Consider the following 25,749-nt stretch of genomic DNA (forward strand, 5'->3'; position numbering starts at 1 on the left):
GGCGGGCGCAGTGGAGACGGGCGCGCTGGCCTGGGCTACTGCGGGCCGGTTGCCGCGGGGCGGTCCGGGTCGGCGCTCCAGCCGGACCAGCTGGCGGGGTAGAGCGCGGCGGTCTCACCGAGCACCGCAAGCGCCAGCGCGTTGTGACACGCCGTGACACCGGAGCCGCAGTAGACGCCCACCCGCGGCGCGGTGGCCTGGGGGTCAGCTGGGCCAGCCTGATCCGCTGGGCCTGCGGGTTCCGCGGGGGCTGCGGGCACGGCGCCGAGGCGCGCGAAGTCCGCGCGCAGCCGCTCCGGGCGCAGCAGGGCGTGGGTGTCCTCGGCGGTGTTGTCCGTGGCCGGGCGGTTGAGCGCGCCGGGGATGTGCCCGGCGCGCGCATCGAGCGGCTCGGTCTCCCCGCGGTAGCGCTCGCCGGCCCGGGCGTCGAGGAGGACGCCGGTGCGCGCCAGCTCGGCGGCCGCATCGGCGGTGAGGGTGGGCAGCGCACCCGGGCGGATGGTGAACGAGCCCGGCCGACGGGCTGGGGTCTCGCTCCGGTCTGTGGCCCCCGGGGCGGCGGAGGCGGCCGTCTCCAGCGGGTGGCCGCCTGCTCGCCAGGCGCGCAGTCCGCCGTCGAGCACCCGCACATGGGACAGCCCCGCCCAGCGCAGCAGCCACCAGGCCCGGGCGGCACCGAGTGCGCGGTTGTCGTCGTAGACGACGACGGCGGAGTCGTCGTCGATGCCCCAGCGGCGCATGGCGGCCTCGAGGTCGGCCGGATCGGGCAGCGGGTGGCGCCCGCGCGTGGGATCAGCATGGTCGGGGGAGGCGAGGTCGTCGTCCATGCTCACGTAGGCCGCGCCCGGGATGTGGCCCGCCGCCCAGTCCGCGCGCCCGTCGGGCTGGGCGAGGCTCCAGCGCACGTCGAGCACGATGGGCGGGGCGGGGGATTCGAGCAGCGCGGCGAGCTCCGCCGGCGCGAGGAGTGGGGAGGACGTGTGAGGCGCTGCGGTCATGTGCTCTCTCCTGAGTCTCGTGGGGGCGCCGGCTCAGCGCCGGGGGCGTCGGCAAGTTCCTCGGCGAGCAGCACGACGTGGTCCTCGCCGATGCGGGTGAAGACGAGGGTGGCGGGGCGGCCGGCGGGCAGCTTGAGGCGGCGGCGGACCTGCGCGGGGTCGATGTCCGCCCCGCGCTTCTTGATGACGACGCGCCCGATGCCCCGTTCCACGAGCGCGCGGCGCAGGGGCTTGAGCCCGGCCGGCAGCACCTCGGCGATGCGCCACTGGCGCACGAGCCTGGCCGCGACCCCGCTGGCGGGCCGGTCGCCGGTGAGGTAGGCGATGGGCGCGGAGATGCGGTGGGCGCCCAGTGGGGCGCACAGGGCGGTGATGAGGCCCGCGCGCACGATCGCACCGTCGGGTTCGAAGAGGTACTCGCCCACGGTGCCGATGCCCTCCTCGTCGCCTGCGGGCAGGTCGGACTCGTGGACCTCGGCGGCCCCGCCCGAGCCCATGACGAGCGCGCTGCGCCCGGGCCGGCGCAGGGCGGCGCCGGCGTAGAGCGCGACCTCGACGACGTCGCCGTCGTGGGAGACCCACTGGGCCTCCCAGCCCTCCGGGATGAGCGCGTGGTCGAGTGCGGGGCCCAGCTTGATGCCCACCGCGTCGACCTCCCGGGCGGCCGAGAAGGCCCAGGTCAGGGGCGGGGAGAACGCCTCGGGGTCGGACAGTCGGCGAGCGGTTCCGGAGGCCGTGGTGCCGGCGCGGCGCGCGGGGTCCAGCCACAGGGCGCCGGCCCGGGCGAGGTCGAAGTCCTCCGCGCGGCCGTGCTCCACCGTCGCGGTGTCGAAGCTGCGCAGGTTGAACGCGGCGATGCCGGCGGTCACCTCGTCGGCGTCGAGCGCGATGAGGTTCGCGCCCAGGCCGGCGAACGCCATGGCGTCGGCGCCGATCCCGCAGCCCAGGTCCGCGATCGTGCCCGCGTCCGCGGCGAGCATGCGCCCGGCGTGGTGGGCGGCGACCGGCAGGCGGGTGGCCTGGGCCAGCCCATCGCGGGTGAAGAGCATGTCCGCGGCGAACGGGCCGAACTTCGCCTCGGCTTCCCGGCGCAGGCGGGCCTGGGTGAGCAGCGCCGCGGCGACGTCGGGCTCCACGCCGTCGGCGCGCAGGCGCGCGGCGGTGGCGAGCTCGGCGCCGGGCGCGGCATCGACGGTCTCGAGGAGGCCGTAGACGGCGGGGTCGAAGAGCTTCGACAGGGTCACAGCGTCCATGGGGGCAAGCCTAGCGGGGCGTGTCGGGCCCCGGCGTCGTCTAGTGTGGGGAGCGTGACGACCCTGCTGACCGCCCGCTCCGTGCGCGCACTCGCCGCCGAGCTGGACCTGCGCCCCACGAAGCAGCGGGGGCAGAACTTCGTCATCGATCCCAACACCGTGCGCATGATCGTCGCCGAGGCGCAGCTGCCGCCCGGTGCTCCCGTCGCCGAGGTGGGGCCGGGGCTGGGCTCGCTCACGCTGGGCCTGCTCGAGGCCGGCCACCCGGTCGTGGCCGTCGAGATCGACCCGCTGCTCGCCGGGCGCCTGCCGCGCACCATCGCCGAACTGCACGGGGGCTCGGAGCAGGCGGGAGCCGTATTCGAGCTGGTCAATGCCGATGCCATGCGCGTGGACGCGCTGCCGCTGAGCCCGCGCGCGCTCGTGGCGAACCTGCCCTACAACGTCGCGGTGCCCGTCCTGCTGCACTTCCTCGCCGCGTTCCCCGGCATCGAAACCGTCCTCGTCATGGTGCAGGCCGAGGTGGCCGACCGGCTGGCAGCCCAGCCCGGCTCCCGCACCTACGGGGTGCCCAGCGTCAAGGCGCAGTGGTACGGCACCGTGGCGCGCGGCTCGGACATCGGCAGGAACGTCTTCTGGCCCGCGCCCAATGTGGGGTCGGGCCTCGTGCGGATCCGGCGGCGGGCAGTCCCCCTGGAGGAGACCGCGGGGGTGGGTCGCGCCGAGGTCTTCGCGGTCGTCGACGCCGCGTTCGCCCAGCGCCGCAAGACGCTGCGCGCCGCGCTCGCCGGCTGGGCCGGGGGCGCGGAGGCCGCCGGCCGCGTGCTCGAGGCGGCGGGCATCGACCCGCGGGCCCGGGGCGAGGTCATCGACATCGACGGCTACTGCGCGATCGCGCGGGCCGCCCGCAGCCTGGGCGTGGGCCCGGGCGAGCCCGGCGCGCGGGGCCGGCGCGCCTCGGCGGCGGAGGTAGAGGTCAGCGGGGAGGCGGCGCGATGACAGAGTCCAACGTGGAGCCGCTGCCGCTGGCGCCGCGGACCGTGCGGGCGCGGGCCTACGGGAAGCTCAACCTGCTGCTGGGGGTGGGCGAGGCGATGGACGACGGCTACCACTCGCTCGTCTCCGTGTTCCAGACGGTGGGCGCGGCCGAGGACGTCACGCTCACCCAGGTGCCCGCCGACGGCGCCGAGCACATCAGCGCCTGCACCTCCGTCTCCGTGATCGGGCGCTTCGCCCCCACCGCCGCCGAGGTGGATGCCGGGGCTGCGATCCCCGTGCCGCTCGACGGAGCGAACCTTGCCGTGCGGGCCGTCGAGCGGCTGGCGCAGGAGACCGGGCTGTGGGTGCCGGTCGAGGTGGCCATCGACAAGAGCGTGCCCGTGGCCGGCGGGATGGGCGGCGGGTCCGCGGACGCGGCGGCCGCGCTGGTCGCCTATGCCGAGCTCATCGGCGCCGCTGAGCTGGAGCTGCTCCACCGGATCGCCGTGGAGCTGGGCGCGGACGTGCCGTTCCTGCTGCGCGGCGGGACTGCGCTGGGCACGGGGCGCGGGGACGTGCTCAGCCCCGTCATGAACAGCGGGCGGTTCCACTGGGTGCTCGCGACCTCGACCGCGTCGTTGTCGACCCCGCTCGTCTATGCGCGCCTCGACGAGATGCGCGCGGCGGGGCAGGCAGGGCCCGGCACGCTCGATCCCGCTCCCGTGCTCGAGGCCGTCGCCTCGGGGGACCCGGAGCGGTTGGCCGGTGCCGTGCACAACGACCTGGCGCCCGCGGCGCTCGACCTGCTGCCGGACATCCGCGGGGTCATCGACACCGGGCTGCAGGCCGGCGCGCTGGCCGCGCTCGTCTCCGGCTCCGGGCCCACCGTGGGCTTCCTCGTGGCCGACTCCACGCACGCCCTCGACCTGGCCGTCATGCTCGAGGCCAGCCGCTATGTCCGCCACGTCATCCGCGTGACCTCGCCGGCCGCAGGCGCGCACGTCATCGAGGGCGGCGGGGCGCCCGCGGGTGCCTGAGGCCGGGCGCACGGGGCGCACGGTGCGTGCCTGGCTGTGCGTGGCCGGCGCGATCGTCGCCGAGGTCACCGCCACCCTCTCGCTCAAGGCCGCGCTCGACGCGCCGGGGCTCTACGCCGTCGTGGTGGTGGGCTATCTGTGCGCCTTCGGGGGCCTGTCGCTGTGCCTGCGGTGGGGGCTGCCGCTGGGCACCGCGTATGGGACGTGGAGCGCGTGCGGGGTAACGCTCACCGCGTTCGCCTCGGCCCTCATCTTCGCCGAGCCCATCACCCCCGTCATGTGGGTGGGCATCGGCTGCGTGGCAGTGGGCGTGTTCGTCGTGCAGGCCGGAGAGCACCGGGCCGGGCGGAGCGGGCGCGGGAGTGGCCGAGGTTCTCGCGGGGGTGGACGGGGTTCGGACCGGGGCGTGCAGGGCGAGCATTCGAATGTGCGCCGGGCCGCTCGAAGTGGGCACCAGGCCAGTCCGAGGGAGCACCGGGACGGGCAGTCGGCGGCGGGCGGCGCTGGCGGAGCCGGCGGAGCTGAGGGGAGCAGCCGGAGTGGTGGCGGTACCGCGGGCGGGAGCAGCCTGACCGGTCCGAGCGGCGCGACCGGCTCGGTCAGCGGGGCGGCTGCTGGCGCGACCGGCGCGGTCTGCGGGGCCGGTGTGACGGCCGGGGGCAACGCGGCCGATGAGGTCGATGCAGCCGGTGCGGCCGATGTAGCTGATACAACCAGCGACGCCGATGCGGCCGACGCGGCCGGCGCGGCCGGCGCGGCCAGCGCCGAGGAGTGCGCGGAGCTGCGTGGGGAGGAGCGGTCATGAGCTGGCTCTATATTGCGCTCGCCGTGCTGTGCGAGGTGGCGGGCACGCTGTCGCTCAAGGCAGCCTCGCTGCGCGCCGATGCCGGCGCCGGTGGCAGCCCGGGGGCTGCTGGCGGGGCAGGGGGCCCTCGGGGTGCAGGGGGTGTTGGCGATGCAGGAGGCGCCGGTGATACCCGACATCCTGGTGGCGCTCGGGATGCTGACGGAGCCCGTGATGCTGGCGGTGTTACGCCCCGCGCTGTGGTGGCGGCCGAGATCCAGGATGTCGCCGAGGTGTTCGATGATGACGCGGGGGATCCCACGGCCGGGGTGAATGGCGCCTCGGGGGCACACCGTGGAGCTGCGGTACCGGGCGCACGCCGGCGCCCTGGCCGGTGGCTGTGGTGGGCGATCGTGGCGGTCGGCTACGTGGCCGCGTTCTCGCTGCTCTCCGCTGCACTGGCGGCGGGCATGCCGCTGTCCGTGGCCTACGGGGTGTGGGCGGCCGCCGGGGTTGCGCTGACCGCGATGCTCAGCGCCGTGTTCTTCAAGGAGTCGCTCACGTGGCTCATGGGCCTGGGCCTGGCCCTCGTCATGGGCGGGGTGCTGCTCATCGAGGCGGGCGGGCACTGAACCGGCCCGCAGGTGCGCGGGAAGCCGAGGCCCCGCAGGTTGTGCGGATCTGGGGTCCGGGTCGTGGTTCCTGTAGTGTGAAGTCCGGCGCGGCTCAGCGCCCAGCTCGGTCCTCCGCACCCCAGCGCGGAGTGGCATCGGGCGAAGGGGAGCGAATCCTCGGGTCTTGTCATCGTGCACCGCACTCGCCATGACGCAGACAGCCGGATCCGCCGCTGGGGTGGAAATCGCGGATCCGCGTTGGAGCAGCCATGACCCATCACGCCGGTTTCAAGGCCCGCATCCGCGCTCGGATGCGCGCCACGGGTGAGAACTTCACCCAGGCCCGCAGCGCGCTGCAGGCCGAACGCGACGAGCAGCTCGCACTTGGGCAGGCCTTTCGGGACAAGACGCTGCGCAGCTTCGCCGTCGGCGACCTGCGCCTGGATGGAACCCTTCGATCCATTCCAGCCAGGCGGCGGCAGCGCGTGGTGATCCTCCTCGAGCTGCTCCACCGATTCGAGAGCGATCGGCGCTATTCGGAGACCGAGGTCAATGCGCTCCTGCGCTCCGCTCACGGCGACGTCGCCTATTTGCGCCGCGAACTCATCGAATACGGTTTCATGTGCCGAGCGGAGAGCATCTACTGGTTGAGCGCGGAGCGCCCCAGGCGATGGGGCAGCGAGTCACAGGAGACCGCCGCCCTCGAAGACGAGTGGTTTGCCGGGGCTGAGGCGAGGAGCGCCCGGTCCTGTGCGCTGGAGGATGGTGAGGACAGCACCGGTGGTCCGCCGCAGCCGCTTGCCGGTGCACAGGATGACGATGCGCAGAGCAACAGTGCGCGGGATGACCATGCGCCGGGGCCGAGAACGCGACCATCGAAACCAGTGCGGTTCCCACCGGGCCCCGATCTGGTTGAGCGGGGTCATCATCATGCGTGAGACCATCCCGTTCCACCCCGCGAGCGGTCCGGATGCTGGGCCCGAGATGCCGCCGTCGGTGCCGACCGGCACGGTGATGGAACTCTGGCGCGCCCCGCTGCTCGAAGCAGCGGAGGCACGGTTCGACGACTGGATGGCGATGCTGCACGCGCGCTACGACGAGTGCCTCGAATCACTCACCGACGAGCACATGGCCTTCGAGGCGACATTCATCAGCACCGAGGCGGATGGGTCGCGCTGGATGTATCACCTACAGGTGCGCGGTGCCGGCAGTCGTGGCCTCGATCTCACGAAGGGCATCGACGCCGCCCACGAGGCTTGGGCGCGCAGCACCAAACATCGCGGTTGGGAGGTGCTCGAACCACGGTTGTTCCTCTGCCCGCCGCAGGTGAGGGATGCGCTGTGCGCAGCTGCAGGCGCGGACCTGCTTCCGACCGGTGCGCTTCCCGACTCCTCACACAGAGGGCAGCCGCCCAGCGGGGAGTGACTCTTCTCAGGGCGATGATCCTCACGGGCGGGGCGGCCGGCATCGGCTGCGTGGTCCCCCTCGCACGGTGGCTGGGCGCTTCGAGGGAGAGACTTCCCGGTCATCCGAGTGATGGGTCAGCGACGATCGCGGGCGTCCGCTCGAGCGCGAGCGTTCGCTCTAGAAGGGCGGTGGATCGGAGCGCGCGTCCGCGGTGGGGGACGCAGTCCCGGCAGAGTGCGCCTGCCCGTCGGTGGAGTCGATGAGGGTCTGCAGCTGCTCGGCGTGAGCGGAGTTGATGGGGTTGCCGGGCACCGCGGTCCTTGCGGTGAGTTCGCCGTTGAGCTGCCAGGTGAGCATGCCCTCCGAAGTCCGCACCGGGGTGAGGATGCCCGCGGTCTTCATCTGGTGGTGGCGCTTGCACAGGGGATGGAGGTTGCTGAAGTCGGTTCGCCCACCGGCGGCAGGATCGGCATGGTCGAACGGGGTGCGATGGTCGAGTTCGCAGGCATCGGCTCGACGGGTGCAGCCCGGTGCGGTGCAGTGCTGCCACTTCGCTTCCACGACCGCGCGCAGGGCTGCCGGGATCGTGTAGGAGCGGGCATGGGCGTCGAGAACGCGGCCGTCCGCGGGATCGGTGAGGATGCGGCGCAGGGTGGACTGTCCAGCAGCGATGCGGCGGGCGGCGTCGGCGGGAACGGGTGAGCCATCGGCCAGTTCGCCGGGCAGGTCGGAGTCGCCGGTGTAGGTCAGCAGCGGCAGGGTGAGTGCGACGGTGGCCTGGCGGCGCAGCCATTCCGCGTTCGTGGGGCACGTCAGAGTGATGACCACGGTCTGACCGGAGGCGGAGGCCTCGACGGGGGCTCGTGCAGGATGGGCCACCGCACACCTGGCCGGTGGGGATCCGGTGATTGAGTCTGGGCCGCCGCCCGATGCCGGTGCGGGCACACCTCGCCCCTGCGCCTTCGGTGTTCGTCTGTTTTCGGACGTCGCAGAGTTGCACGTTGCAGAGCTGTGGGGATGCGCGAAGCACGCAGTCGGCGGCGACGACGAGGAGGTGGCGCCCTGCCCGGGACCCCTGGCGGCGACAGGCGCTCCTTCGGAGCTTCGGCCTGCGCTCGCCCCCACACCTCCGTCAGCGGTGAGATCATCCCGCGTGGGGATGACTGCCTGGACGGTGACCTGCGGGGCGTACGAGGCGAGCATGTCGAAGCACAGCTGACCGATGGTGCGCTCATCGATCACCTGAGTGCCTGCGGGCGCCTGCTGGCCGAAGGCGCCCAGTTCACTGCGGCGCACCGCGCGAGCAACCGCCCGCACGCGCTCGTGCAGCGCCGCCACCTCGGCAACGGGGCCGATGAGGCACAGGGTGGCGCTGCCGTCGCGGTTCGCCCAGTATTCGATCCGCCGCTGGGAATGCACCTGTTCGGCGGCCTCGGCGGGACCGCTCAGGGTCGCGATGAGGCGCGCCGCGTGGCGGCGGAAGTCGGCCAGGCGCATGGCGGGGCTCAGCGCCGCGAGGTGGGCGTCCACGTGGGTGAGTTGGGCAAGGGAGAGGTCACCGCCGAGGTGGGCCGCGGTTTCGAGTTTGCGGGTGTCGATGATGCCCCGGCGGGCCTGGTCGGTCAGCTCGGGCAGTCCGAGGATGGCGGTGAGCGCATCGGCGATGAGACCGGTTGCTCGGGTTTCGGTGATGTCGAGGCAGTGGGCAATCGTCATGCCCAGCCGCTGCTGAGTGCCGTCGTACACGTGCGAGGGAACGGCGTGCGGAACGTGGGCGTTCAGCAGTGCGCGGATGCGGGCGACGGGGATGAGCTCGCAGTCATAGGGCACCTGGTCGGCCCAGGGGATGGGATCTGGCAGCGCCTCATCGGTGGGTGCGGTCTGTCCTCGCGGTTCTGCGGTGGGGAGATTGAAGAGCGCTTCGTCGGCGGCAGGGAGGTCGTCGGTGGCGAGCGTGCCCGCCGTGCAGGTGCAGGCCTCGAGGCTGTACTGACTGTCGACGGTGGCAGTGGCTTCTGCCGCGGTAGCGGAGTCCATGCCGTCGAACGACGCCGGCTGGGCGACTGCTCTGCGTGGGGCTTGAGCGCCGTTGGGAGCTTGAGCACTGTGCAGAGCCTGGGTGCCGTGCGGTGCTTGAGCACGGAACTGGTCGGGCATGGAAGACGAGACGCCGGGGTCGGGTGGCACACAGTCGCCGCAGGCGTCGCAGCGTGCCTGGTCATCGGCGTCGAGATCGGAATCAGTGCGCAGCAGCATGCCCGAGCTTATGCCGAGGCGGTCGAGGTCCCCGTGGGCGAGGGCGGCGTCGAGGGCGGTCATCCCGGCGCCGAGCAGCTGCCGCAGCCGCTGTCGGCTCGCGAGGGCGGTGGCCTCGTGGATGCCGGCGAATACGGCCGCATCGTAACGGTGCGGGCGCGGCTCCCGGAGGGCACTGGATCCGGGAATGCGTCGTGCCGGTGGTGCCATGGGGCTCACCTCCCTTCGCCTCTCCGGTGCCGAGCCGGGTACCGCGAATTCTGTTCGCTCGGCAGCGGTGCCTCGTACCGTGTTGCGGTTCGCCTTTGCTGATTCCAGGGTAGGGGGAGGTACTGACACGAGAACTCCAAAAAGGACTCGGAGCACTCGATATGGAAAAACTGTTCGAAAATAGTTCGTCGCCAAGCGCGGGTGGTCGGCCCACGGCACCGTCAGACCTCACCCACCGGCACCGCCCACTCCGGCAGGAGGCCGGCCCGCTGGGAACCCGGCCCTTTACCGCATTTGCCCTGCGAGGAAGCCCGGCCTGTCACCACCGACCACCCGACTGCACCGCCGCACCCTGGCGCGGCAGCCCCCAGCAGCGTCGGCCCCACCCGCGCTGCCCACAACGCGAGTACCGCCTCGACCGGTGCCGCTCCGAACCGGCCGACGCGCCGCCCACCGGCACCGCCCACTCCGGCAGGATGCCGGCCCGCCGGGAATCCGATCCGTCAACAGGTGTGCCCCGCCGGGAAGGCAGGCCCGCTGGGACCCCAGCCCGTCAACACATTTGCCCTGCGAGGAGGCCCGGTCTGTCACCACCGTCCACCCGACGGCACCACCGTCCACCCGACGGCACCGCCGCGCCCTGGAGCGGACGCCCGCGGCCGCCCCAACACCGCTGGCTCCGCCCACGCTGCCAGCAACGCAACTCCCGCCTCGGCCAGAGCCGCTCCGCGCCGGCCGGCGCACCTCCCACCGATCAACTCCACCTACGCCACCAGCCGGCGTCGACCTCTCGGTGTTGCGCTCTCTGCCCGCCCCTCAGCACCGCCGGACCAACCCACGCGGCCCTCACCGGCTCTACTCGACCCGGCTCCTGTCCGCGGCTCCGTGCCAGGATTGGCCCATGAGCCCCACCGCCCGCCCGCCGCGTGCCGGCCAGCACAGCTCCCGCCCCCGCCTGCACGTGCGGAACATCCACTGGACCTTTCACCTGGGGTTCCTCATCGCGATGGTGGTCTTCTACTTCGTGGTCCCCATGCACCCCGAGCGCAGCCTGCTCAGCCTGGTGATCGGGTTGAGCATCATCGCCGTGTGCATCACGGGGGTGGGCTTCATCATCATCCGCGAGGCGTTCTACCGCCGCCGCGTGGGCGAGGTGCGCCTGCGCGTGCCCGAGCTGCTCATCCTCGTCGAGATCACCACGATCGCGTTTGCGCTGGCCTACTACGCTATGGCGATCTACTCCGATGACGAGGTCTCCGGCATCCACACCCGCATCGACGCCCTCTACTTCTGCATGACGACGCTCGCCACCACCGGCTATGGCGACATCCACGCCTCCGGGCAGCTCGCCCGCCTCGTCGTCTCGCTTCAGCTGGCCTTCAACGTCGCGTTCATCGCGATCGTCACCCAGATGCTCAGCTCGAGCTTCTTCCGCGCCGAGTCCGGCACGACCCCGCCGCAGGCCGTCGCAGACCGTGCCAATGCCAATGCTGATGCCGATGCCGATGCCGGTGCCGGCCCTGGAGGCGACGCCGATCGCACCGAGCCCCGCGACTGAACCGCGTGGTCGATCGCGCGGCTGCGCGTTCCCCGTCTCTTCCCTCTTTCCCCGTCTCACCTCATCGCCGTTCGCATCGCCACTCCCAGCCGCCAGCGATCCGCTGTGCAGCCGCGAACTATGCTGGTAGCACCGGGAAGACCGGCGCGCGCCCGCGCCCTGGGGCATCCCCGGCGGCTCTCGCACACTGGGCGGGCACTGGGTGGGCACTGCCCGTACTCGGCCCGCAGTCCCATCAGCAGTCGCGACCAGCAGTCCCCACCAGCAATCACAACCCGCAGCCCCACTCAGCATCACCGTCAGATACCAGTGCCGCCCCAGCCCGAGGCACCCAGCCGCGGAGCCACCAGCCGCCACCCAGCCCCGGCCCCAGCCCCGGCCCCAGCGCCCCACCCACGTCCACCCAACCCACCCCACGCCCTCGACCACCGCAAGGAGTCCCGTGCACCTGCTCGGCGCCGAATCGATCGGCCTGTCCTACCCGAACCGCACCGTCTTGGACGGCGTCACGCTGGGCGTCTCCGCGGGCGACCGGATCGGGATCGTGGGCCGCAACGGCGACGGCAAGTCCACGCTCATGCGCATCCTCTCCGGCGACATCGAGCCGGATGCGGGCCGCGTGACCGCGCGCGGCGGCACGACCATCGGCTACCTCCGCCAGACCGACGACCTGCCCGCGGACTCCACCGTGCGCAGCGCGGTCGTGGGCGACGTGCCCGATCACGAGTGGGCCTCGCGCGCCCACGTCCGCGACGTCGTCTCCGGGCTGCTCACCGGCACGGGCATCGACCTGGATGCCCGCATCGGCGACCTGTCCGGCGGCCAGCGCCGCCGCACCGCGCTGGCCCGCCTGCTGGCGGGCGACTGGGGCATCCTCGCCCTCGACGAGCCCACGAACCACCTCGACATGACCGGGGTGCGCTGGCTGGCCGAGCACATCAAGCGCCGCTGGCCCGCCGGCCAGGGCGCCCTCCTCGTCGTCACCCACGACCGGTGGTTCCTCGACGAGGTCTCCACGCTGACGTGGGAGGTCCACGACGCCGCCGTCGACGCGTTCGAGGGCGGTTACGCGGCCTACGTCCTCCAGCGCGTTGAGCGCGACCGACAGGCCCAGGCCGTCGAGGCCAAGCGGCAGAACCTCATGCGCAAGGAGCTCGCCTGGCTGCGCCGCGGCGCCCCCGCCCGCACCTCGAAGCCCAAGTTCCGCATCGACGCGGCCAACGCGCTCATCAGCGGGGAGCCGCCCGTGCGCGACACCGTGGAGCTCGTGTCCATGGCGACGAGCCGGCTGGGCAAGGACGTCTTCGAGCTGGTGGGCGCGGCCGCCGCGTACGCGGACGCGCAGCCCGTCATCGAGCCCACCGACTGGATCGTGGGCCCCGGCGACCGGATCGGCCTGCTGGGCGCCAACGGCGCCGGGAAGTCCACGCTCATCAACCTGCTCACCGGCCGGCTCGAGCCCTCGGCGGGCCGCGTCAAGCGCGGCAAGACGGTGCGCACCGCCATCCTCGACCAGCAGCTGCGCGACCTCTCCGACATCGCCGAGGACCGCATCCGCGAGCTCCTGGCCCGCCGCGCCACGGAGGTCTCCACCGCCGCCGGCCAGCTCACGCCCACGCAGCTGCTCGAGAGGCTGGGCCTGGGCGACGTCCTCCAGAGCCGCGTGAAGGACCTCTCCGGCGGCCAGGCGCGCCGCCTTCAGCTCCTCCTCGTCCTCCTGGACGAGCCGAACGTCCTCATCCTCGACGAGCCCACGAACGACATGGACACGGACATGCTCGCCGCCATGGAGGACCTGCTGGACACGTGGCCCGGCACCCTCCTCGTCATCTCCCACGACCGCTACTTCGTCGAGCGCGTCACCGATGACCAGTACGCGGTCCTCGGCCACCGGCTGCGCCACCTGCCCGGCGGGGTCGACGAGTACCTGCGCCTGGCCGCGGCGCAGGAGGCCGCGGGCGCGGCCAGGCCCGGGCGCGCCTCGGGCGCGGGGGACGGTACGGTGCCCGGCACCGGTACCAGCGCCGGTCAGGCCTCCGCCGCCGAGGCGCGGGCCGGCGAGCCGGGCCTGTCCAGTGCCGAGCGGCGCCGGCTGGACAAGGAGGCGAAGGCGATCGCGCGGCGCATCGACCGCGCCGAAGACGAGCTGGCGAAGCTCGACGCGCGCCTGGCCGCCCACGACCAGAGCGACTTCGCGGGCCTGGCCGCCCTCACGCAGGAGCGCGGCGCGCTGGCCGCGGAGAAGGACGACCTCGAACTCGAGTGGCTCGATCTCTCCGAGCGCCTCGAGGACTGAGCCCGGACGCACGGCCGCCCCGGCTCAGCCTGGGCTGAGCCGGGGCGGCGGCGTGCGGTGCGGCGTGCGGTGGCCGGGGCGGCTCAGCGCACGATGCGCACGTCGGAGGCGTGCACGAAGCCCACCCGGTGGCCGATGCGCACCTCGACCCACGCGGTAGAGTCGCGGACCCAGCGGCCGGGCTTCCCGTAGTCCTCGGCCACCTGGTACGACCCGCGCAGGCGGCCGCCCACCACGTAGCGCGCCCCCGGCTCGATCGTGTACGGCAGCGCCTCGTTCTTGGGCGCGTCGACGCCGGCCCGCTCGAAGGCCGCGGCGCCCGGATAGGCGGCCCCGTAGACCTTGACCGCGCGCTTGCCGCGCGGCGTCGCGAGCCCGTGGGGCGCGCGGCCCGGCTCGAGCGCGCGCCGGCCCGCGGCATCCGTGTCCTTGATCCACGCCGTCGTCCCCGCGTAGTGGATCTGCGTCCAGCCGTGGGCGCGGCCGGCGACCGCGAACGTCTGCCCGCCCGTGAGGTTCGAGCCCCAGTCGTTGATGACGGGCACGGCCGGGCCCTTGCCGTCCGGGTGCAGGCCCGGGTCCGCGAACAGCGGCGCGTCGTCGCGCGGGGCGGTGCGCACCGACACCGCGAAGACGCCCTGGCGGCCCAGCTGGGCGGTGCCGTCGGCATTGCGGAAGTCGATCGTGTTCGACCGGTCGTCCGGCGCCGCGACGACGGTCTTCGCGTGGCGCCCGCCGTGGCCGGCGATGCGGCCGCCGGCCCGTTCGACGAGGCGCTCGAAGCTGTAGAGCGGGCCCGGATCCCAGTGCATCTTGGCCACCCCGGCCACCGTGGTCGCCGGCACCTCCTCGTGGCCCACGATGTGCTCGCGGTCCAGGGGGATGTCGTACTTCCTGCACAGGTAGCGCACCAGGCGGCCGACGGCGGTGTACTGGGCCTGCGTGAAGCCCTTCTTCGACTCCGCCTGGCCGACCATCTCGATGCCGATCGAGCGGCCGTTGAAGTGCCAGTTGCCCGCGTGCCACGCGGCATCGGCGACGTCGACCATCTGCGTGACGAGCCCGCTGCCGGCGACCACGTAGTGCGCCGACGTCTGGTTCTTCGGGTCCGTGAAGATCTTCAGGGTGCCCTCGTAGTCCGCCTCCGTGTCGTGGATGACGATGTAGTCGATGTCCTTGGCGCGCCGGCCGGCGAGGTCGTAGCTGCCGTAGTCCGCGGGGTCGTCCGAGGTCTGCTCATAGGCGGCGGGCACGACGTTCGAGCGCACGCTGCGCGGCGCATCGGCTCGCTGCCCCTTCTTCAGACCGTGCCCGTGGCTGTTGCCCGAACCGGGCCGTGCCGAGCGCACGTTCCACTCCGGCTCGGCAGCCGCCGGACCCGCGAAGGCCAGTGCGCCCGCGGCGCCCAGGCCACCCGCCGCGATGAGGGTGCGCCGGGTGGGCCGGCCCGCCGCCGCGCGCGCCGGGGCGGTCGCCGCCTCCGGACCGCGGGCGAGGCGCTCCGCCCCCGGTGCTGCCTGTCCTGCGCCGGTGTTCGGCGTGCCGGTGCTCCCCGCATCCGCGCGCCCCGCGGGGGCGCCGTCCTGCGGCCGTGTGCTGTGCGTGTCCACGATGCTCCTCTCGGCGGGCGGGCCGCCGTCCGGTCGGGTGACATGCACCACATTCGCATCCGGCGCACGCCGGCGCAAACCGCGTCCGCCTTGTGAAACGCCCAACAGCCCTGGTCAGGACGGGTCCCGGTGCAACGGGGGAGGGGGAGAGCCCGGGCTGCAGGGGCAGCGGCACGGCGAAGCCGCCGCCCCGAACGGGGCGGCGGCTTCGGTGGCAGGGGCGGAACCGGGGAGGCCCGGCGTCTGAGGGCTCGGTACTGCTGCCAGGGCTCGGCACTGCTGCCAGGGCTCGGTACTGCTCAGGGCTCAGGACTGCTCAGGGCTCAGTACTGCTCAGTACTCCGCGCGGGTGACGAGCTCGCCGGCGCGCGCGTTGGCGCGGTTGAGCTCCTTGGCCGTCTCCGTGACGGCCGCCAGCGCATCCGCGTCGAGCCCGCCGAAGAACTCCTCGTAGGCGCGGCCGACCTCGCGGTAGTAGCGCAGGATGAGGTGGGCCGCCTCCTCCGTGTAGTAGATCGCGATCCGGCGCTTGTCCGACTCGTCGCGATCGCGCATGAGCAGGCCGCGGTCCGTGAGCCGCTCGAGGATCGACGTCAGCGTCGACGCGGACAGCGCCAGCTGCTCGCTGATGTAGCCGGGGGTGACGGTGATATTGCTGCCGGTGCCCGCGACCACGGCGCCCAGGACGTTGAAGTCCACGAGGTTGAGGTCATGGGCGTGGGCGAAGCGGGTGCTGGCCGTGCGGATGAGCGTAGCCTGGGTCATCGAGGCATGGACGAGGGCGGCGAGGTCATGGCGCTGCGATCCCTCCCGCGGGAAGTCATCGGCGCCGGAGAGTTCGAAGAGTTCGATCAGTGAATCGGGCAACATGCCCTACATCGTACGGGCAGATGCTGAGCGGATGCCCGCATTGCAATTGGGTATCGGTGTGTTACATGTAACGCCCGGGTCCGCGGCGCGCCCCGAGTCGGTCTATCCTGTGTAAACCATGACGGCAGCCTCGGTGCGGCCTGATTGCGCGCGCTCGCGCGGTGCCTCGGCCCCGCGCCCGCGCCGGTTCCAACGTCGTCACATCCGGGAGAATAGTCACGTGAAGCGCAAGCAGCTCGCCCCGCTCACCGCAGTCGTCGCCGTCTCGGCGCTCGCCCTGTCGGCCTGCGGCCAGGCCCCGTCCGAATCGAAGGACTCGGAGCAGAAGTCCGACTACAAGGCCTGCATGGTCTCCGATGCGGGCGGCTGGGATGACCGCTCGTTCAACCAGTCCGGCAAGGAGGGCTTCGACAAGGCCGTCAAGGAGTTCGGCCTCCAGGAGTCCGATGCGGAGTCCAAGGACGACTCCGACTTCACCTCCAACGTCGACCAGATGGTCCAGCAGGGCTGCAAGCTCATCTACGGCGTGGGCTTCAACCTGGCCCCCGTCATGACGAAGTCCGCGCAGGAGAACAAGGACATCGACTACGCGCTCATCGACTCCCCGTTCACGGACAAGGACGGCAAGACGGTCGAGCTCGACAACGCCAAGCCCATCGAGTTCAACACGGCCCAGGCCGCGTTCCTCGCCGGCTACGTCGCCGCCGGGACGACGAAGTCGAACAAGGTCGCCACCTTCGGCGGGATGAACATCCCCTCCGTGACGATCTTCATGGACGGCTTCGCCGACGGCGTGAAGAAGTTCAACCAGGACAAGGGCAAGGACGTCAAGCTGCTCGGCTGGGACAAGGACAAGCAGTCCGGCTCCTTCTCCGGCGACTTCGACAACCAGAGCCAGGGCCAGACGCTGGCCAACCAGTTCCTCTCCCAGGGCGCGGACATCGTCATGCCCGTCGCCGGCCCCGTGGGCCTGGGCGCGGCCGCCGCCGTGAAGAAGAAGGACGGCGCCAAGCTCATCTGGGTCGACTCCGACGGCTACGAGTCCGCCCCCGACTACAAGGACATCATCCTCACCTCCGTGGTCAAGGGCATCGCGAACTCCGTCTACGACACGGCCAAGGAGGCCAAGGACGACAAGTTCTCCGCCGAGCCGTACGTGGGCGACCTGTCCAACGACGGCGTGGGCATCGCGCCCTACCACGACCTCGAGGGCGATGTGCCCGACGACGTGAAGAAGAGCGTCGACGATCTCAAGCAGCAGATCATCGACGGCAAGCTCAAGGTGGAGTCCAAGGCCTCCCCGAAGTGATCTGAGCCAAGCGCCCATGGCCGCCCCGGCGGCCGTGGGCGCTTCGCTCCGCCCAGCCCCACTGTGCAATAGTCAGCCGTGCACGGAATCGGCGGTGCAGTCCTGCGCCGCTTCGGCACGAGGAGAACCCCACGTGAAACTCCAGCTCGCCGGGATCACGAAGCGATTCGGCTCCCTGGTGGCCAACAGCGCGATCGACCTCACGATCGAGCCCGGGCAGGTCCACGCGCTGCTCGGCGAGAACGGCGCCGGCAAGTCCACCCTCATGAACGTCCTCTACGGCCTCTACGAGCCCGATGAGGGCCAGATCGTCGTCGACGGCGAGCCCGTGCGCTTCTCGGGGCCCGGCGACGCCGTGGCCGCCGGCATCGGCATGGTCCACCAGCACTTCATGCTCGTGCCCGTCTTCACCGTCGCGGAGTCCGTGGCGCTGGGCTACGAGCCCGTCAAGGGCATGGGGATCCTCGACCTGGGGGCCGCCCGCGCCAAGGTCCGGGAGATCTCCGCGCGCTTCGGCTTCGACATCGACCCCGACGCGGTCATCGAGGACCTGCCCGTGGGTGCCCAGCAGCGCGTCGAGATCATCAAGGCCCTCTCCCGCGACGCCCAGGTGCTCATCCTCGACGAGCCCACCGCCGTGCTCACCCCGCAGGAGACCGACGAGCTCATCGAGATCATGCGCCAGCTCAAGGCGCAGGGCACCTCGATCGTCTTCATCACCCACAAGCTGCGCGAGGTGCGCGCCGTCGCCGATGCCATCACGGTCATCCGCCGCGGCGCGGTCGTGGGCGAGGCGAGCCCCACCTCCTCGGAATCCGAGCTCGCGAGCCTCATGGTGGGCCGCGACGTCCACCTGACGTCCGCGAAGGAGCCCGCCCAGCCGGGGGACGAGACGTTCGCCGTCTCCGGGCTCACGGTGCTCGACAAGTCCGGCTTCCCCGTCGTCGACGACATCGGCTTCAGCGTGGCGCGCGGGGAGATCCTCGCGATCGCCGGCGTCCAGGGCAACGGCCAGACCGAGCTCACGGAGACCATCATCGGCCTCGCCGAGCCGCAGGCCGGCGACATCGTCCTCGACGGGCACAGCCTCCTGGGACGCAGCGTCAAGCAGCGCCTCGACGCCGGGATCGGGTTCGTCCCCGAGGACCGCTCGACCGACGGGATCATCGCGAACTTCGCGATCCGGGAGAACATGATCCTCGACTGGTACGACCGGCCGCCCTACGCCCAGGGCCTCGCGCTCAGGCCCGCGGTCATCCGCGAGGAGGCAGCGAAGAAGGTCGACGAGTTCGACATCCGGCTGACCTCGATCGACGACCCGATCTCCACCCTCTCCGGCGGCAACCAGCAGAAGGTGGTGCTCGCCCGCGAGCTCGGCCGCGAGCTGCGCCTGCTCATCGCCAGCCAGCCCACCCGCGGCCTCGACGTCGGCTCCATCGAGTTCGTCCACGGCCGCATCATCGCCGAGCGCGACGCCGGCACGCCGTGCATCATCGTCTCCACCGAGCTCGACGAGGTGCGCAACCTCGCCGACCGCATCGCCGTCATGTACCGCGGCCGGATCGTCGGGATCGTGCCCGGTGACACCCCCCGCGATGCCCTGGGCCTCATGATGGCCGGCGTCCCCGCTGCCGAGGCGCAGGCGCGAGTGGACGACGGCAGCGCCGTCACCGAGGTCTCCGAGGCCGCGCAGGAGGACATCTGATGAGCTCAACGACCGTGTCGCAGCAGCCGGCGCCCCAGCCGGCCGCGGGTGGCTCGCGCCCCGCGGGGACCGGCCAGCCCGGCCTCATGCGCCAGATCCTCTCCGGGTCCTGGCTCGTGTCCCTCCTGGCGATCGTCATCGCCCTGGCGGTGGGCGCCGTGCTCATCGCCGTGGCCAACCCGGACGTGCAGGAGACGGCGAGCTACTTCTTCGCCCGCCCCGCCGACTTCTTCGCCGCCGCCTGGCAGGCCATCTCGGAGGCCTACCTCGCGCTGCTGCGCGGCTCCGTGTTCGACTGGCAGGCCACCTCGGCGGTCCGGATGGTCAGGCCCTTCACCGAATCGCTCGTCAGCGCCACGCCGCTCATCCTCACGGGCCTGGGCATCGCGCTCGCATTCCGCTCCGGGCTGTTCAACATCGGCGGCCAGGGCCAGGTGGTGCTCGGGTCCATCTGCTCCGGCTTCCTCGGCTACGCGCTGCACCTGCCCCCCGTCATCCACCTGCTCGTCGCCCTGGCCGGCGGCATCCTGGGCGGGGCGATCTGGGCGGGCATCGCCGGTGTGCTCAAGGCGCGCACCGGGGCCAACGAGGTGATCGTCACGATCATGCTCAACTCGATCGCCGGCTTCCTCTTCGCCTACCTGCTCAAGCAGGCGTGGTTCAAGCACACGGACTCCGCGAACCCCATCTCCGCTACGGTCGACTCGTCGGCCATGCTGCCGCCGCTGCTGCCCTCCCCGTTCCGGCTGAATGCGGGCTTCATCGTCGCGATCCTCGCCACGCTGCTCGTATGGTGGCTGCTCGAGCGCTCGACGACCGGCTTCGAGTTCCGCGCGGTCGGGGAGAACCCGAACGCCGCGAAGACGGCGGGCATCTCCGTGTCCCGCGTGACGATCACGGTCATGCTCATCGCCGGCGCGCTCGCCGGCCTGGGCGGGGCCGCGCAGATCCTCGGCACGGAGGGCAAGCTGTCCGCGGGCGTGGGCGGCTCGATCGGCTTCGACGCGATCACCGTCGCCCTGCTGGGCCGCTCCCGGCCGCTCGGCACGTTCTTCGCCGGCCTCCTGTTCGGCGCGTTCAAGGCCGGCGGATACCTCATGCAGGCCCAGACCGGCACGCCCATCGACATCGTGCTCGTCGTGCAGTCCGTCATCGTGCTGCTCATCGCGGCGCCCCCGCTCGTGCGCACGATCTTCCGCCTGCCCGCCCCGGTGAAGAAGGAGGACGCGTGAGCACCCTCGCCGCGCCGGCCGATGACCGGCAGACCCTCGCCGCGCTCCAGCCGATCGACTGGAAGCTGCCCATCGTCTACGGGGTGCTCGCGCTCCTGGCGCTCGTGGGCTTCGGCCTCGCGGCCCCCGGCGGCGCGCAGACGACCTTCGAGTTCGCCACCGAGGGGGACTTCTTCACGATCCCGGCCGTCGTGGTGCCCGCCAAGGCCACCGCGATCGTGCTGGGCCTGTTCTGCGCGGTGCTCGCGGCCTACGCGACGTGGGCCGCGCGCCGGCGCTTCGAGCCGGGCACGTGGCTGCCCGTGTGCTTCGGCGTCCTGTTCATGCTCGCGTTCCTCACGTGGGCCGGCGCCGGCAACGGGCTCATCGCCACGACCTCGCTGCTCGCCGGCGCGCTCGCGCTGTCCGTCCCGCTCATCTTCGGCGCGATGACGGGCCTCATCGGCGAGCGCTCGGGCATCGTCAACATCGCGATCGAGGGCCAGCTCCTGGCCGGCGCGTTCTGCGCCGCCGTCGTCGCCTCGGCCGCGAAGAACCCGTACGTCGGCCTCATCGCAGCCCCGATCGGCGGCATGCTCGTCGCCTGCGTGCTCACGTTCTTCGCGATCCGCTACTGGGTCGACCAGATCATCATCGGCGTGGTGCTCAACGTGCTCGTCGTGGGCCTGACGAACTTCCTGTTCTCCACCGTGCTCTCGGCCGACGAGGCGACGTGGAACACCCGCGAGCAGCTGCCGAACCTGCCGATTCCCGGCCTGCGGTCCATCCCGGTCATCGGCGAGGTCCTCTTCGACCAGAACATCCTCGTGTACTTCATGTACGTCGTGGTCTTCGCCCTCCAGTTCCTCCTCTTCCGCTCCCGCTGGGGCCTGCGCATGCGCGCGATCGGCGAGCACCCGCGCGCCGCTGACACCGTGGGCATCAACGTCAACCGGTGGCGGGCCATCAACACGATCCTCGCCGGCGGCATCGCCGGCCTGGGGGGCGCGTTCTTCACCGTGGGCTCCGGTCTGGCATTCGGCAAGGAGATGTCCGCCGGGCAGGGCTACATCGCGCTGGCCGCGATGATCCTGGGCAAGTGGAGCCCCAAGGGCGCGCTGTTCGCCGCCCTGCTGTTCGGGTTCGCGAAGAACCTGGGCAACTCGCTGTCCGCGATCGGCGCGCCGATCCCGCCGGACCTGCTGCTCATGCTGCCCTACATCGTCACGATCTTCGCCGTCGCAGGCTTCGTGGGGCGCGTGCGCCCGCCGGCCGCCGAGGGCGTCCCCTACCGCAAGCAGTGAGGGCCATGCGAGATTTCCCCGCCGAGGTGTGGGCCGAGCTCCACGACACCGCCCTGGCCGCGATGGCCCGGGCCTACGCGCCGTACTCCGGCTTCCCGGTGGGCGCCGCGGCGCTCGTCGACGACGGGCGGGTGGTGAGCGGCACGAACGTGGAGAACGCCGCCTACGGCCTGGGCCTGTGCGCCGAGTGCGGGCTCGTCTCCGAGCTCGCGCGCACCGGTGGCGGCCGCCTCGTCGCCTTCGCCTGCGTCGACGGCCGCGGCGAGCGCCTCGTGCCCTGCGGCCGGTGCCGCCAGCTGCTCTTCGAGTTCGGCGGGCCCGAGCTCGTCCTCGACCTGCCCAGCGGGCTCGCGCCCCTGTCCGAGGTGCTGCCCGAGGCCTTCGGACCCGACCACCTGAGCGCCGCGCGCCGGTAGGCCGCCAGCCCGCGCCTCGGCGCCGGCCCCGGCGACCGTCGCCGGTGTCGCGCAACCCGCCCCACGACCAACCCGGGAGGACCCCATGCCGATCGAACCCTTCGACGCCGTCGACGTCATCGCCGCCAAGCGCGAGCGCCGGCGCCTGAGCGACGAGCAGATCGCGTGGGTGATCGACGCCTACACGCGCGGGGCCGTGGGCGATGAGCAGATGGCCGCCCTGGCCATGGCGATCTTCCTCAACGGCATGGAGGATGCGGAGATCGCCCGCTGGACCCGCGCGATGATCGACTCCGGCGAGCGGATGGATTTCTCCGGCCTGTCCAAGCCCACCGCGGACAAGCACTCGACCGGCGGGGTGGGGGACAAGATCACGCTGCCGCTCGCGCCGCTCGTCGCGGTCTTCGGCGTGGCCGTCCCGCAGCTGTCCGGGCGCGGCCTGGGCCACACCGGCGGCACGCTCGACAAGCTCGAGGCGATCCCCGGCTGGCGCGCGGACCTGACGAACGCGCAGCTCATGGCCCAGCTCGAGGAGATCGGCGCCGTCATCTGCGCCGCGGGCTCCGGCCTGGCGCCGGCGGACAAGAAGCTCTACGCGCTGCGGGACACGACCGGCACCGTCGAGTGCATTCCGCTCATCGCCTCGTCGATCATGAGCAAGAAGATCGCCGAGGGGACCAACAGCCTCGTCCTCGACGTCAAGGTGGGCTCCGGTGCCTTCATGAAGGACCGCGAGGCCGCCCACCGGCTGGCGCGCACCATGGTGGCGCTCGGCCGCGAGGCCGGGGTGGACACCTCGGCGCTGCTCACGGACATGTCGACGCCCCTGGGGCTCACGGTGGGCAACGCGCTCGAGGTGTGCGAGTCCGTCGAGGTGCTCGCCGGCGGCGGCCCCGCCGACGTCGTCGAGCTCACCGTGGCCCTGGCCCGCGAGATGCTCGCCCAGGCCGGGCTGCCCGACGCAGACCCCGCCGCGGCCCTGGCCGACGGCCGCGCGATGGACGCCTGGCGGGCCATGATCGCCGCCCAGGGCGGCGATCCGGCTGCGCCGCTGCCCACCGCGGCCCACACGGACACCGTCCTCGCCGAATCCGATGGCGTGCTCGCCGAGCTCGACGCGCTGGCCGTGGGCGTGGCCTCGTGGCGCCTGGGCGCCGGGCGCGCCCGCAAGGAGGACCCGGTGCAGGCGGGCGCCGGGATCGAGCTGCACGCCAAGCCCGGCGACGAGGTGCGCGCGGGCCAGCCGCTGCTCACCCTCCACTCCGATGACGAGGAGCGCTTCGCCCGCGCCCGCGAGGCGCTGGCCGGCGGTGTGGAGATCGCGCCGGCGACGAGCGCCGCCGCGACCGCCGCGCGCCGGGCCACCGTCATCCTCGACCGCGTGTCCTGAGCGCCCGCCGCCCAGCAGCACCCGTCCCATCCGCAGCACCCGTCCCATCCGCAGCCCGCACCCGCCAGAAGGAGCACCCCATGACCAGCCGCGCTGACGTCGCCGCGATGATCGACCACACCCTGCTCAAGCCCGAGTCCACGCCCGCCGATGTCGCCGCCCTCGTCGCCGAGGCGCGCAGCCTGGGCGTGCTGGCCGTGTGCGTCTCCCCGGACCAGCTGCCGCTGGCCGACACGGGGGAGCTCACCATCGCCACCGTCTGCGGGTTCCCCTCCGGCGCCGTCAAGAGCGAGGTCAAGGCCGCCGAGGCCGCCCGCGCCGTGGCCGACGGCGCGGACGAGGTGGACATGGTCATCCGCATCGGCGCCGCGAAGGCCGGGGACTGGGACGCCGTCGAGGCCGACATCCGCGCCGTCGTCCAGTCCACCGCCGAGGCCGCCCAGGAGACCGGGCGCGCCGCGCTGGTCAAGGTCATCATCGAGTCCGCGGCGCTCAGCGACGCGGAGATCGTCGAGGCCTGCCGCCGCGCGGAGGCCGCCGGTGCGGACTTCGTCAAGACCTCGACGGGCTTCCACCCGGCCGGCGGGGCCAGCGCGCACGCCGTCGAGCTCATGGCCACGACGGTGGGCGGCCGGCTGGGCGTCAAGGCCTCCGGCGGCATCCGCACGCCCGAGGCCGCGCAGGCCATGATCGACGCCGGGGCCACCCGCCTGGGCCTCTCCGGCTCCGCGACGGTGCTCGCGGGCTTCTGAGCAGTCCCGCCGGCGCCGTTCCCTCAGCGCACTTTCAGCGGCTCGGCAGTGTCGATTCACCGGTCTGACCTCGGGGGTTCGTACACTGGTGCTATGCCCAGAACCCGTACCGTCTCCCGACTCAGCCTTGCCGTCGCGGCAAGCGCCGGCGCATTCGCACTGCTGTGCCTGGCGAGCCTGCAGTGGGGTGCGGCGATCGCGTTCGCGGTGCTGGGCGCCGCCCAGTGGGCGTGCTCGTGGTGGGTCCACTCCTCGCCCAGCGCCCTGGCCGCGCGGGGCACCCCGGACGGGGGCCCGCGCAACGTGGACCGCGGCACGGTGGCCCTGACGTACACCGCGTATGCGGGCCTGTTCCTCGTGCTGCTCGTCTACCTGCTGGCCGCCCTCTTCAGCCCGCCGTTCAGCGATGTGCGGGTGCTCGCGATGACGCAGATGGTCGTGCTGTTCGGCACCTGGGGCATCTCGAACCTCGTGTTCGCCCGCCTGCGCTGAGCCCTGCCGGCCGCTTCGCAGGGGCCCGCGCGCCTCGGGTCGGGCCGACAGCGGTGTCCCGGCGATGGGCTGCGCGGCCGTTCAGCCGATGAGCCGCACGCCGGCGGCCGCCAGCGCGCCGAACACCACACCCCACGCCACGATGGACACGAGCTGCCAGCCGATGACGGCGTTGCGGCTGGCGCCGAACGAGACCATCATCCCTGAGGTGATCTGGCTGGGCAGGAAGCACTGGCCCAGCAGGCTGACGCCGGGCACACCCCAGCGGTCGAACATGCGCCGGACCCGCGCCCGTCGCTTCGAGCCCGGCGCCCCGGCTGCCTCCGCGCTGGCGCCGGCCCCGGCCTGCGATCCGGCCCTACGGCGTGCCAGGACCGCGCGGCGGGCGGCGGCCGCGCCCATGACGACGAGCAGCATCGTGGCGGCATTGCCCACCACCGCCAGGCCGATCGCCACGACCGGGTGCATGCCGGTGAGGACCCCGATCGCGGAGCCGAAGTACGACTCGACGAACGGGATGGCGGACAGGGCGAGGATGCCCAGCCAGTGGACGGCCGGCGGCAGGGACTGGGCGAAGTCGACGAGCGCGTGCATGGGTTCCTCCTGGTTCAGGGCGTCGCACGGTGGAAAGTGCGCTTTCCATGTCAAGCGTGCTTGACTGTCCGGCTGCTGTCAAGTACGTTTGACACATGGAGAGCCGGGTCAAGGAGCTGCGCCAGGACGCGGGGCTCTCACAGGAGGCGCTCGGCCGCGCGGTGGGGGTGTCGCGCCAGACCATCAACTCGCTGGAGAAGGGGCGCTACGACCCCTCCCTGCGACTCGCGGTCGCCCTGGCCCGCCATTTCCGACTCAGCGTGGAGGAGATCTTCGATGTCGACGCACCCTAAGCGCGGCCCGCTGGGCGTGTCCTGGCTTAACGCGGTCTTCGCCGCGGCCCTGCTCATCGCCGGTGTCCTCGTGGCCGTCCTCAGCGCGCGGGGACTGGCCTTCGGGCTCGTGCTCTGCGCGCTCGCGGTGATCCAATTCGGCGCGGCCTGGTGGGCGGTTCACCGCTCGGACAACGACCTCGCCCGCATCAACGCCCTCGAATACGCGGACGAGCGCGAGCGCCAGGTCGCCCGCGCGGGCCTTGCCGCCGTGGGCGCGGTGGCGCTCATCGGCAGCCTCGCGCTCGTCGTCGTGGGCTTCGTGCTCGACGATGCGCGCGTGCCCCTCGAGGCAATCGCGCCGTGGTCCGTCCTCGTGCTCTACGGCACGTGGGGGATCGCCAACTGGGTGGCGGCCAAGCGGATGTGAGCC

The 25,749-nt window shown here is 72.4% G+C and carries 24 protein-coding genes; 18 read left to right on the forward strand and 6 right to left on the reverse strand.

Going from position 1 to position 25,749, the window contains the following annotated elements:
- Positions 1-35: 35 nt before the first annotated feature.
- Together BRM1_RS13295 and BRM1_RS13300 are read right to left on the reverse strand one after the other, a co-directional pair.
- Positions 36-998, reverse strand: coding sequence for a sulfurtransferase (locus BRM1_RS13295; RefSeq protein WP_268526568.1), 963 nt, complete (start codon positions 996-998; stop codon positions 36-38).
- The gene (locus tag BRM1_RS13300) at positions 995-2,251 is read right to left on the reverse strand and encodes a class I SAM-dependent methyltransferase (RefSeq protein ID WP_268526569.1); all 1,257 of its coding nucleotides are present in this window, start codon (positions 2,249-2,251) and stop codon (positions 995-997) included. Before BRM1_RS13300 ends, BRM1_RS13295 begins: the two co-directional genes overlap by 4 nt.
- Before the next feature lie 54 nt (positions 2,252-2,305).
- On the opposite strand from BRM1_RS13300, the gene rsmA reads away from it, so the two are divergent.
- The 6 genes from rsmA to BRM1_RS13330 all read left to right on the forward strand — a co-directional run bounded on the left by rsmA (position 2,306) and on the right by BRM1_RS13330 (position 7,089).
- On the forward strand, positions 2,306-3,250 hold the full coding sequence (rsmA, locus tag BRM1_RS13305; protein ID WP_268526571.1) for a 16S rRNA (adenine(1518)-N(6)/adenine(1519)-N(6))-dimethyltransferase RsmA: 945 nt from the start codon (positions 2,306-2,308) through the stop codon (positions 3,248-3,250).
- Entirely contained in the window at positions 3,247-4,266 is a 1,020-nt protein-coding gene (locus BRM1_RS13310; RefSeq protein WP_268526572.1) for a 4-(cytidine 5'-diphospho)-2-C-methyl-D-erythritol kinase, read from the forward strand. Before rsmA ends, BRM1_RS13310 begins: the two co-directional genes overlap by 4 nt.
- Positions 4,267-4,288: 22 nt before the next feature.
- Positions 4,289-5,071, forward strand: coding sequence for a DMT family transporter (locus tag BRM1_RS13315; protein ID WP_268526574.1), 783 nt, complete (start codon positions 4,289-4,291; stop codon positions 5,069-5,071).
- 392 nt (positions 5,072-5,463) lie between these two features.
- Entirely contained in the window at positions 5,464-5,682 is a 219-nt protein-coding gene (locus tag BRM1_RS13320; RefSeq protein ID WP_442864329.1) for a DMT family transporter, read from the forward strand.
- A 251-nt stretch (positions 5,683-5,933) separates the two neighbouring features.
- A complete protein-coding gene (locus BRM1_RS13325; protein ID WP_268526575.1) occupies positions 5,934-6,602 on the forward strand; it encodes a DUF2087 domain-containing protein in 669 nt (222 codons plus the stop codon).
- The gene (locus tag BRM1_RS13330) at positions 6,595-7,089 is read left to right on the forward strand and encodes a DUF6176 family protein (protein ID WP_268526576.1); all 495 of its coding nucleotides are present in this window, start codon (positions 6,595-6,597) and stop codon (positions 7,087-7,089) included. Before BRM1_RS13325 ends, BRM1_RS13330 begins: the two co-directional genes overlap by 8 nt.
- Positions 7,090-7,248: 159 nt before the next feature.
- Here BRM1_RS13330 and BRM1_RS13335 read toward each other — a convergent pair whose 3' ends face one another.
- Complete coding sequence (locus BRM1_RS13335; RefSeq protein ID WP_268526578.1) at positions 7,249-9,537, reverse strand: HNH endonuclease; 2,289 nt, start codon at positions 9,535-9,537, stop codon at positions 7,249-7,251.
- Positions 9,538-10,438: 901 nt separating this feature from the next.
- On the opposite strand from BRM1_RS13335, the gene BRM1_RS13340 reads away from it, so the two are divergent.
- Together BRM1_RS13340 and BRM1_RS13345 are read left to right on the forward strand one after the other, a co-directional pair.
- Complete coding sequence (locus tag BRM1_RS13340) at positions 10,439-11,095, forward strand: potassium channel family protein (protein WP_268526580.1); 657 nt, start codon at positions 10,439-10,441, stop codon at positions 11,093-11,095.
- A 442-nt stretch (positions 11,096-11,537) separates the two neighbouring features.
- The gene (locus BRM1_RS13345) at positions 11,538-13,391 is read left to right on the forward strand and encodes an ABC-F family ATP-binding cassette domain-containing protein (RefSeq protein WP_268526582.1); all 1,854 of its coding nucleotides are present in this window, start codon (positions 11,538-11,540) and stop codon (positions 13,389-13,391) included.
- Positions 13,392-13,474: 83 nt separating this feature from the next.
- Here BRM1_RS13345 and BRM1_RS13350 read toward each other — a convergent pair whose 3' ends face one another.
- Together BRM1_RS13350 and BRM1_RS13355 are read right to left on the reverse strand one after the other, a co-directional pair.
- Complete coding sequence (locus BRM1_RS13350) at positions 13,475-15,001, reverse strand: N-acetylmuramoyl-L-alanine amidase (protein ID WP_268526584.1); 1,527 nt, start codon at positions 14,999-15,001, stop codon at positions 13,475-13,477.
- Positions 15,002-15,334: 333 nt separating this feature from the next.
- A complete protein-coding gene (locus tag BRM1_RS13355) occupies positions 15,335-15,871 on the reverse strand; it encodes a MarR family winged helix-turn-helix transcriptional regulator (protein ID WP_268526586.1) in 537 nt (178 codons plus the stop codon).
- 220 nt (positions 15,872-16,091) lie between these two features.
- Between BRM1_RS13355 and BRM1_RS13360 the strand changes: the two genes are divergently transcribed.
- The 8 genes from BRM1_RS13360 to BRM1_RS13395 all read left to right on the forward strand — a co-directional run bounded on the left by BRM1_RS13360 (position 16,092) and on the right by BRM1_RS13395 (position 24,450).
- Positions 16,092-17,180, forward strand: a complete 1,089-nt coding sequence (locus BRM1_RS13360; RefSeq protein WP_268526588.1) for a BMP family lipoprotein — start codon at positions 16,092-16,094, stop codon at positions 17,178-17,180.
- A 133-nt stretch (positions 17,181-17,313) separates the two neighbouring features.
- The gene (locus BRM1_RS13365; protein ID WP_268526590.1) at positions 17,314-18,885 is read left to right on the forward strand and encodes an ABC transporter ATP-binding protein; all 1,572 of its coding nucleotides are present in this window, start codon (positions 17,314-17,316) and stop codon (positions 18,883-18,885) included.
- Positions 18,885-20,117, forward strand: coding sequence for an ABC transporter permease (locus BRM1_RS13370; protein ID WP_442864330.1), 1,233 nt, complete (start codon positions 18,885-18,887; stop codon positions 20,115-20,117). The genes BRM1_RS13365 and BRM1_RS13370 overlap by 1 nt, the downstream gene beginning before the upstream one ends.
- Positions 20,114-21,400, forward strand: coding sequence for an ABC transporter permease (locus BRM1_RS13375; protein ID WP_268526592.1), 1,287 nt, complete (start codon positions 20,114-20,116; stop codon positions 21,398-21,400). Before BRM1_RS13370 ends, BRM1_RS13375 begins: the two co-directional genes overlap by 4 nt.
- A gap of 5 nt (positions 21,401-21,405) precedes the next feature.
- On the forward strand, positions 21,406-21,816 hold the full coding sequence (locus tag BRM1_RS13380; RefSeq protein WP_268526594.1) for a cytidine deaminase: 411 nt from the start codon (positions 21,406-21,408) through the stop codon (positions 21,814-21,816).
- Positions 21,817-21,901: 85 nt separating this feature from the next.
- Entirely contained in the window at positions 21,902-23,206 is a 1,305-nt protein-coding gene (locus tag BRM1_RS13385; protein ID WP_268526595.1) for a thymidine phosphorylase, read from the forward strand.
- Between the two features lie 80 nt (positions 23,207-23,286).
- The gene (gene deoC, locus BRM1_RS13390; protein WP_268526597.1) at positions 23,287-23,958 is read left to right on the forward strand and encodes a deoxyribose-phosphate aldolase; all 672 of its coding nucleotides are present in this window, start codon (positions 23,287-23,289) and stop codon (positions 23,956-23,958) included.
- 93 nt (positions 23,959-24,051) lie between these two features.
- Positions 24,052-24,450: a hypothetical protein gene (locus BRM1_RS13395; protein ID WP_268526599.1), complete on the forward strand. Its 399-nt coding sequence runs from the start codon at positions 24,052-24,054 to the stop codon at positions 24,448-24,450.
- A gap of 81 nt (positions 24,451-24,531) precedes the next feature.
- Here BRM1_RS13395 and BRM1_RS13400 read toward each other — a convergent pair whose 3' ends face one another.
- Positions 24,532-25,044: a hypothetical protein gene (locus BRM1_RS13400; protein ID WP_160952154.1), complete on the reverse strand. Its 513-nt coding sequence runs from the start codon at positions 25,042-25,044 to the stop codon at positions 24,532-24,534.
- Between the two features lie 95 nt (positions 25,045-25,139).
- Between BRM1_RS13400 and BRM1_RS13405 the strand changes: the two genes are divergently transcribed.
- On the forward strand, positions 25,140-25,337 hold the full coding sequence (locus BRM1_RS13405; protein ID WP_160952155.1) for a helix-turn-helix transcriptional regulator: 198 nt from the start codon (positions 25,140-25,142) through the stop codon (positions 25,335-25,337).
- Positions 25,321-25,746 (forward strand): hypothetical protein, encoded by a 426-nt coding sequence (locus BRM1_RS13410; protein ID WP_268526602.1) that lies wholly within the window; start codon positions 25,321-25,323, stop codon positions 25,744-25,746. Before BRM1_RS13405 ends, BRM1_RS13410 begins: the two co-directional genes overlap by 17 nt.
- The last annotated feature ends 3 nt before the right edge of the window (positions 25,747-25,749 follow it).

It is taken from the genome of Brevibacterium sp. BRM-1 (assembly GCF_026802075.1).
Taxonomy (GTDB): Bacteria; Actinomycetota; Actinomycetes; order Actinomycetales; family Brevibacteriaceae; genus Brevibacterium; species Brevibacterium rongguiense.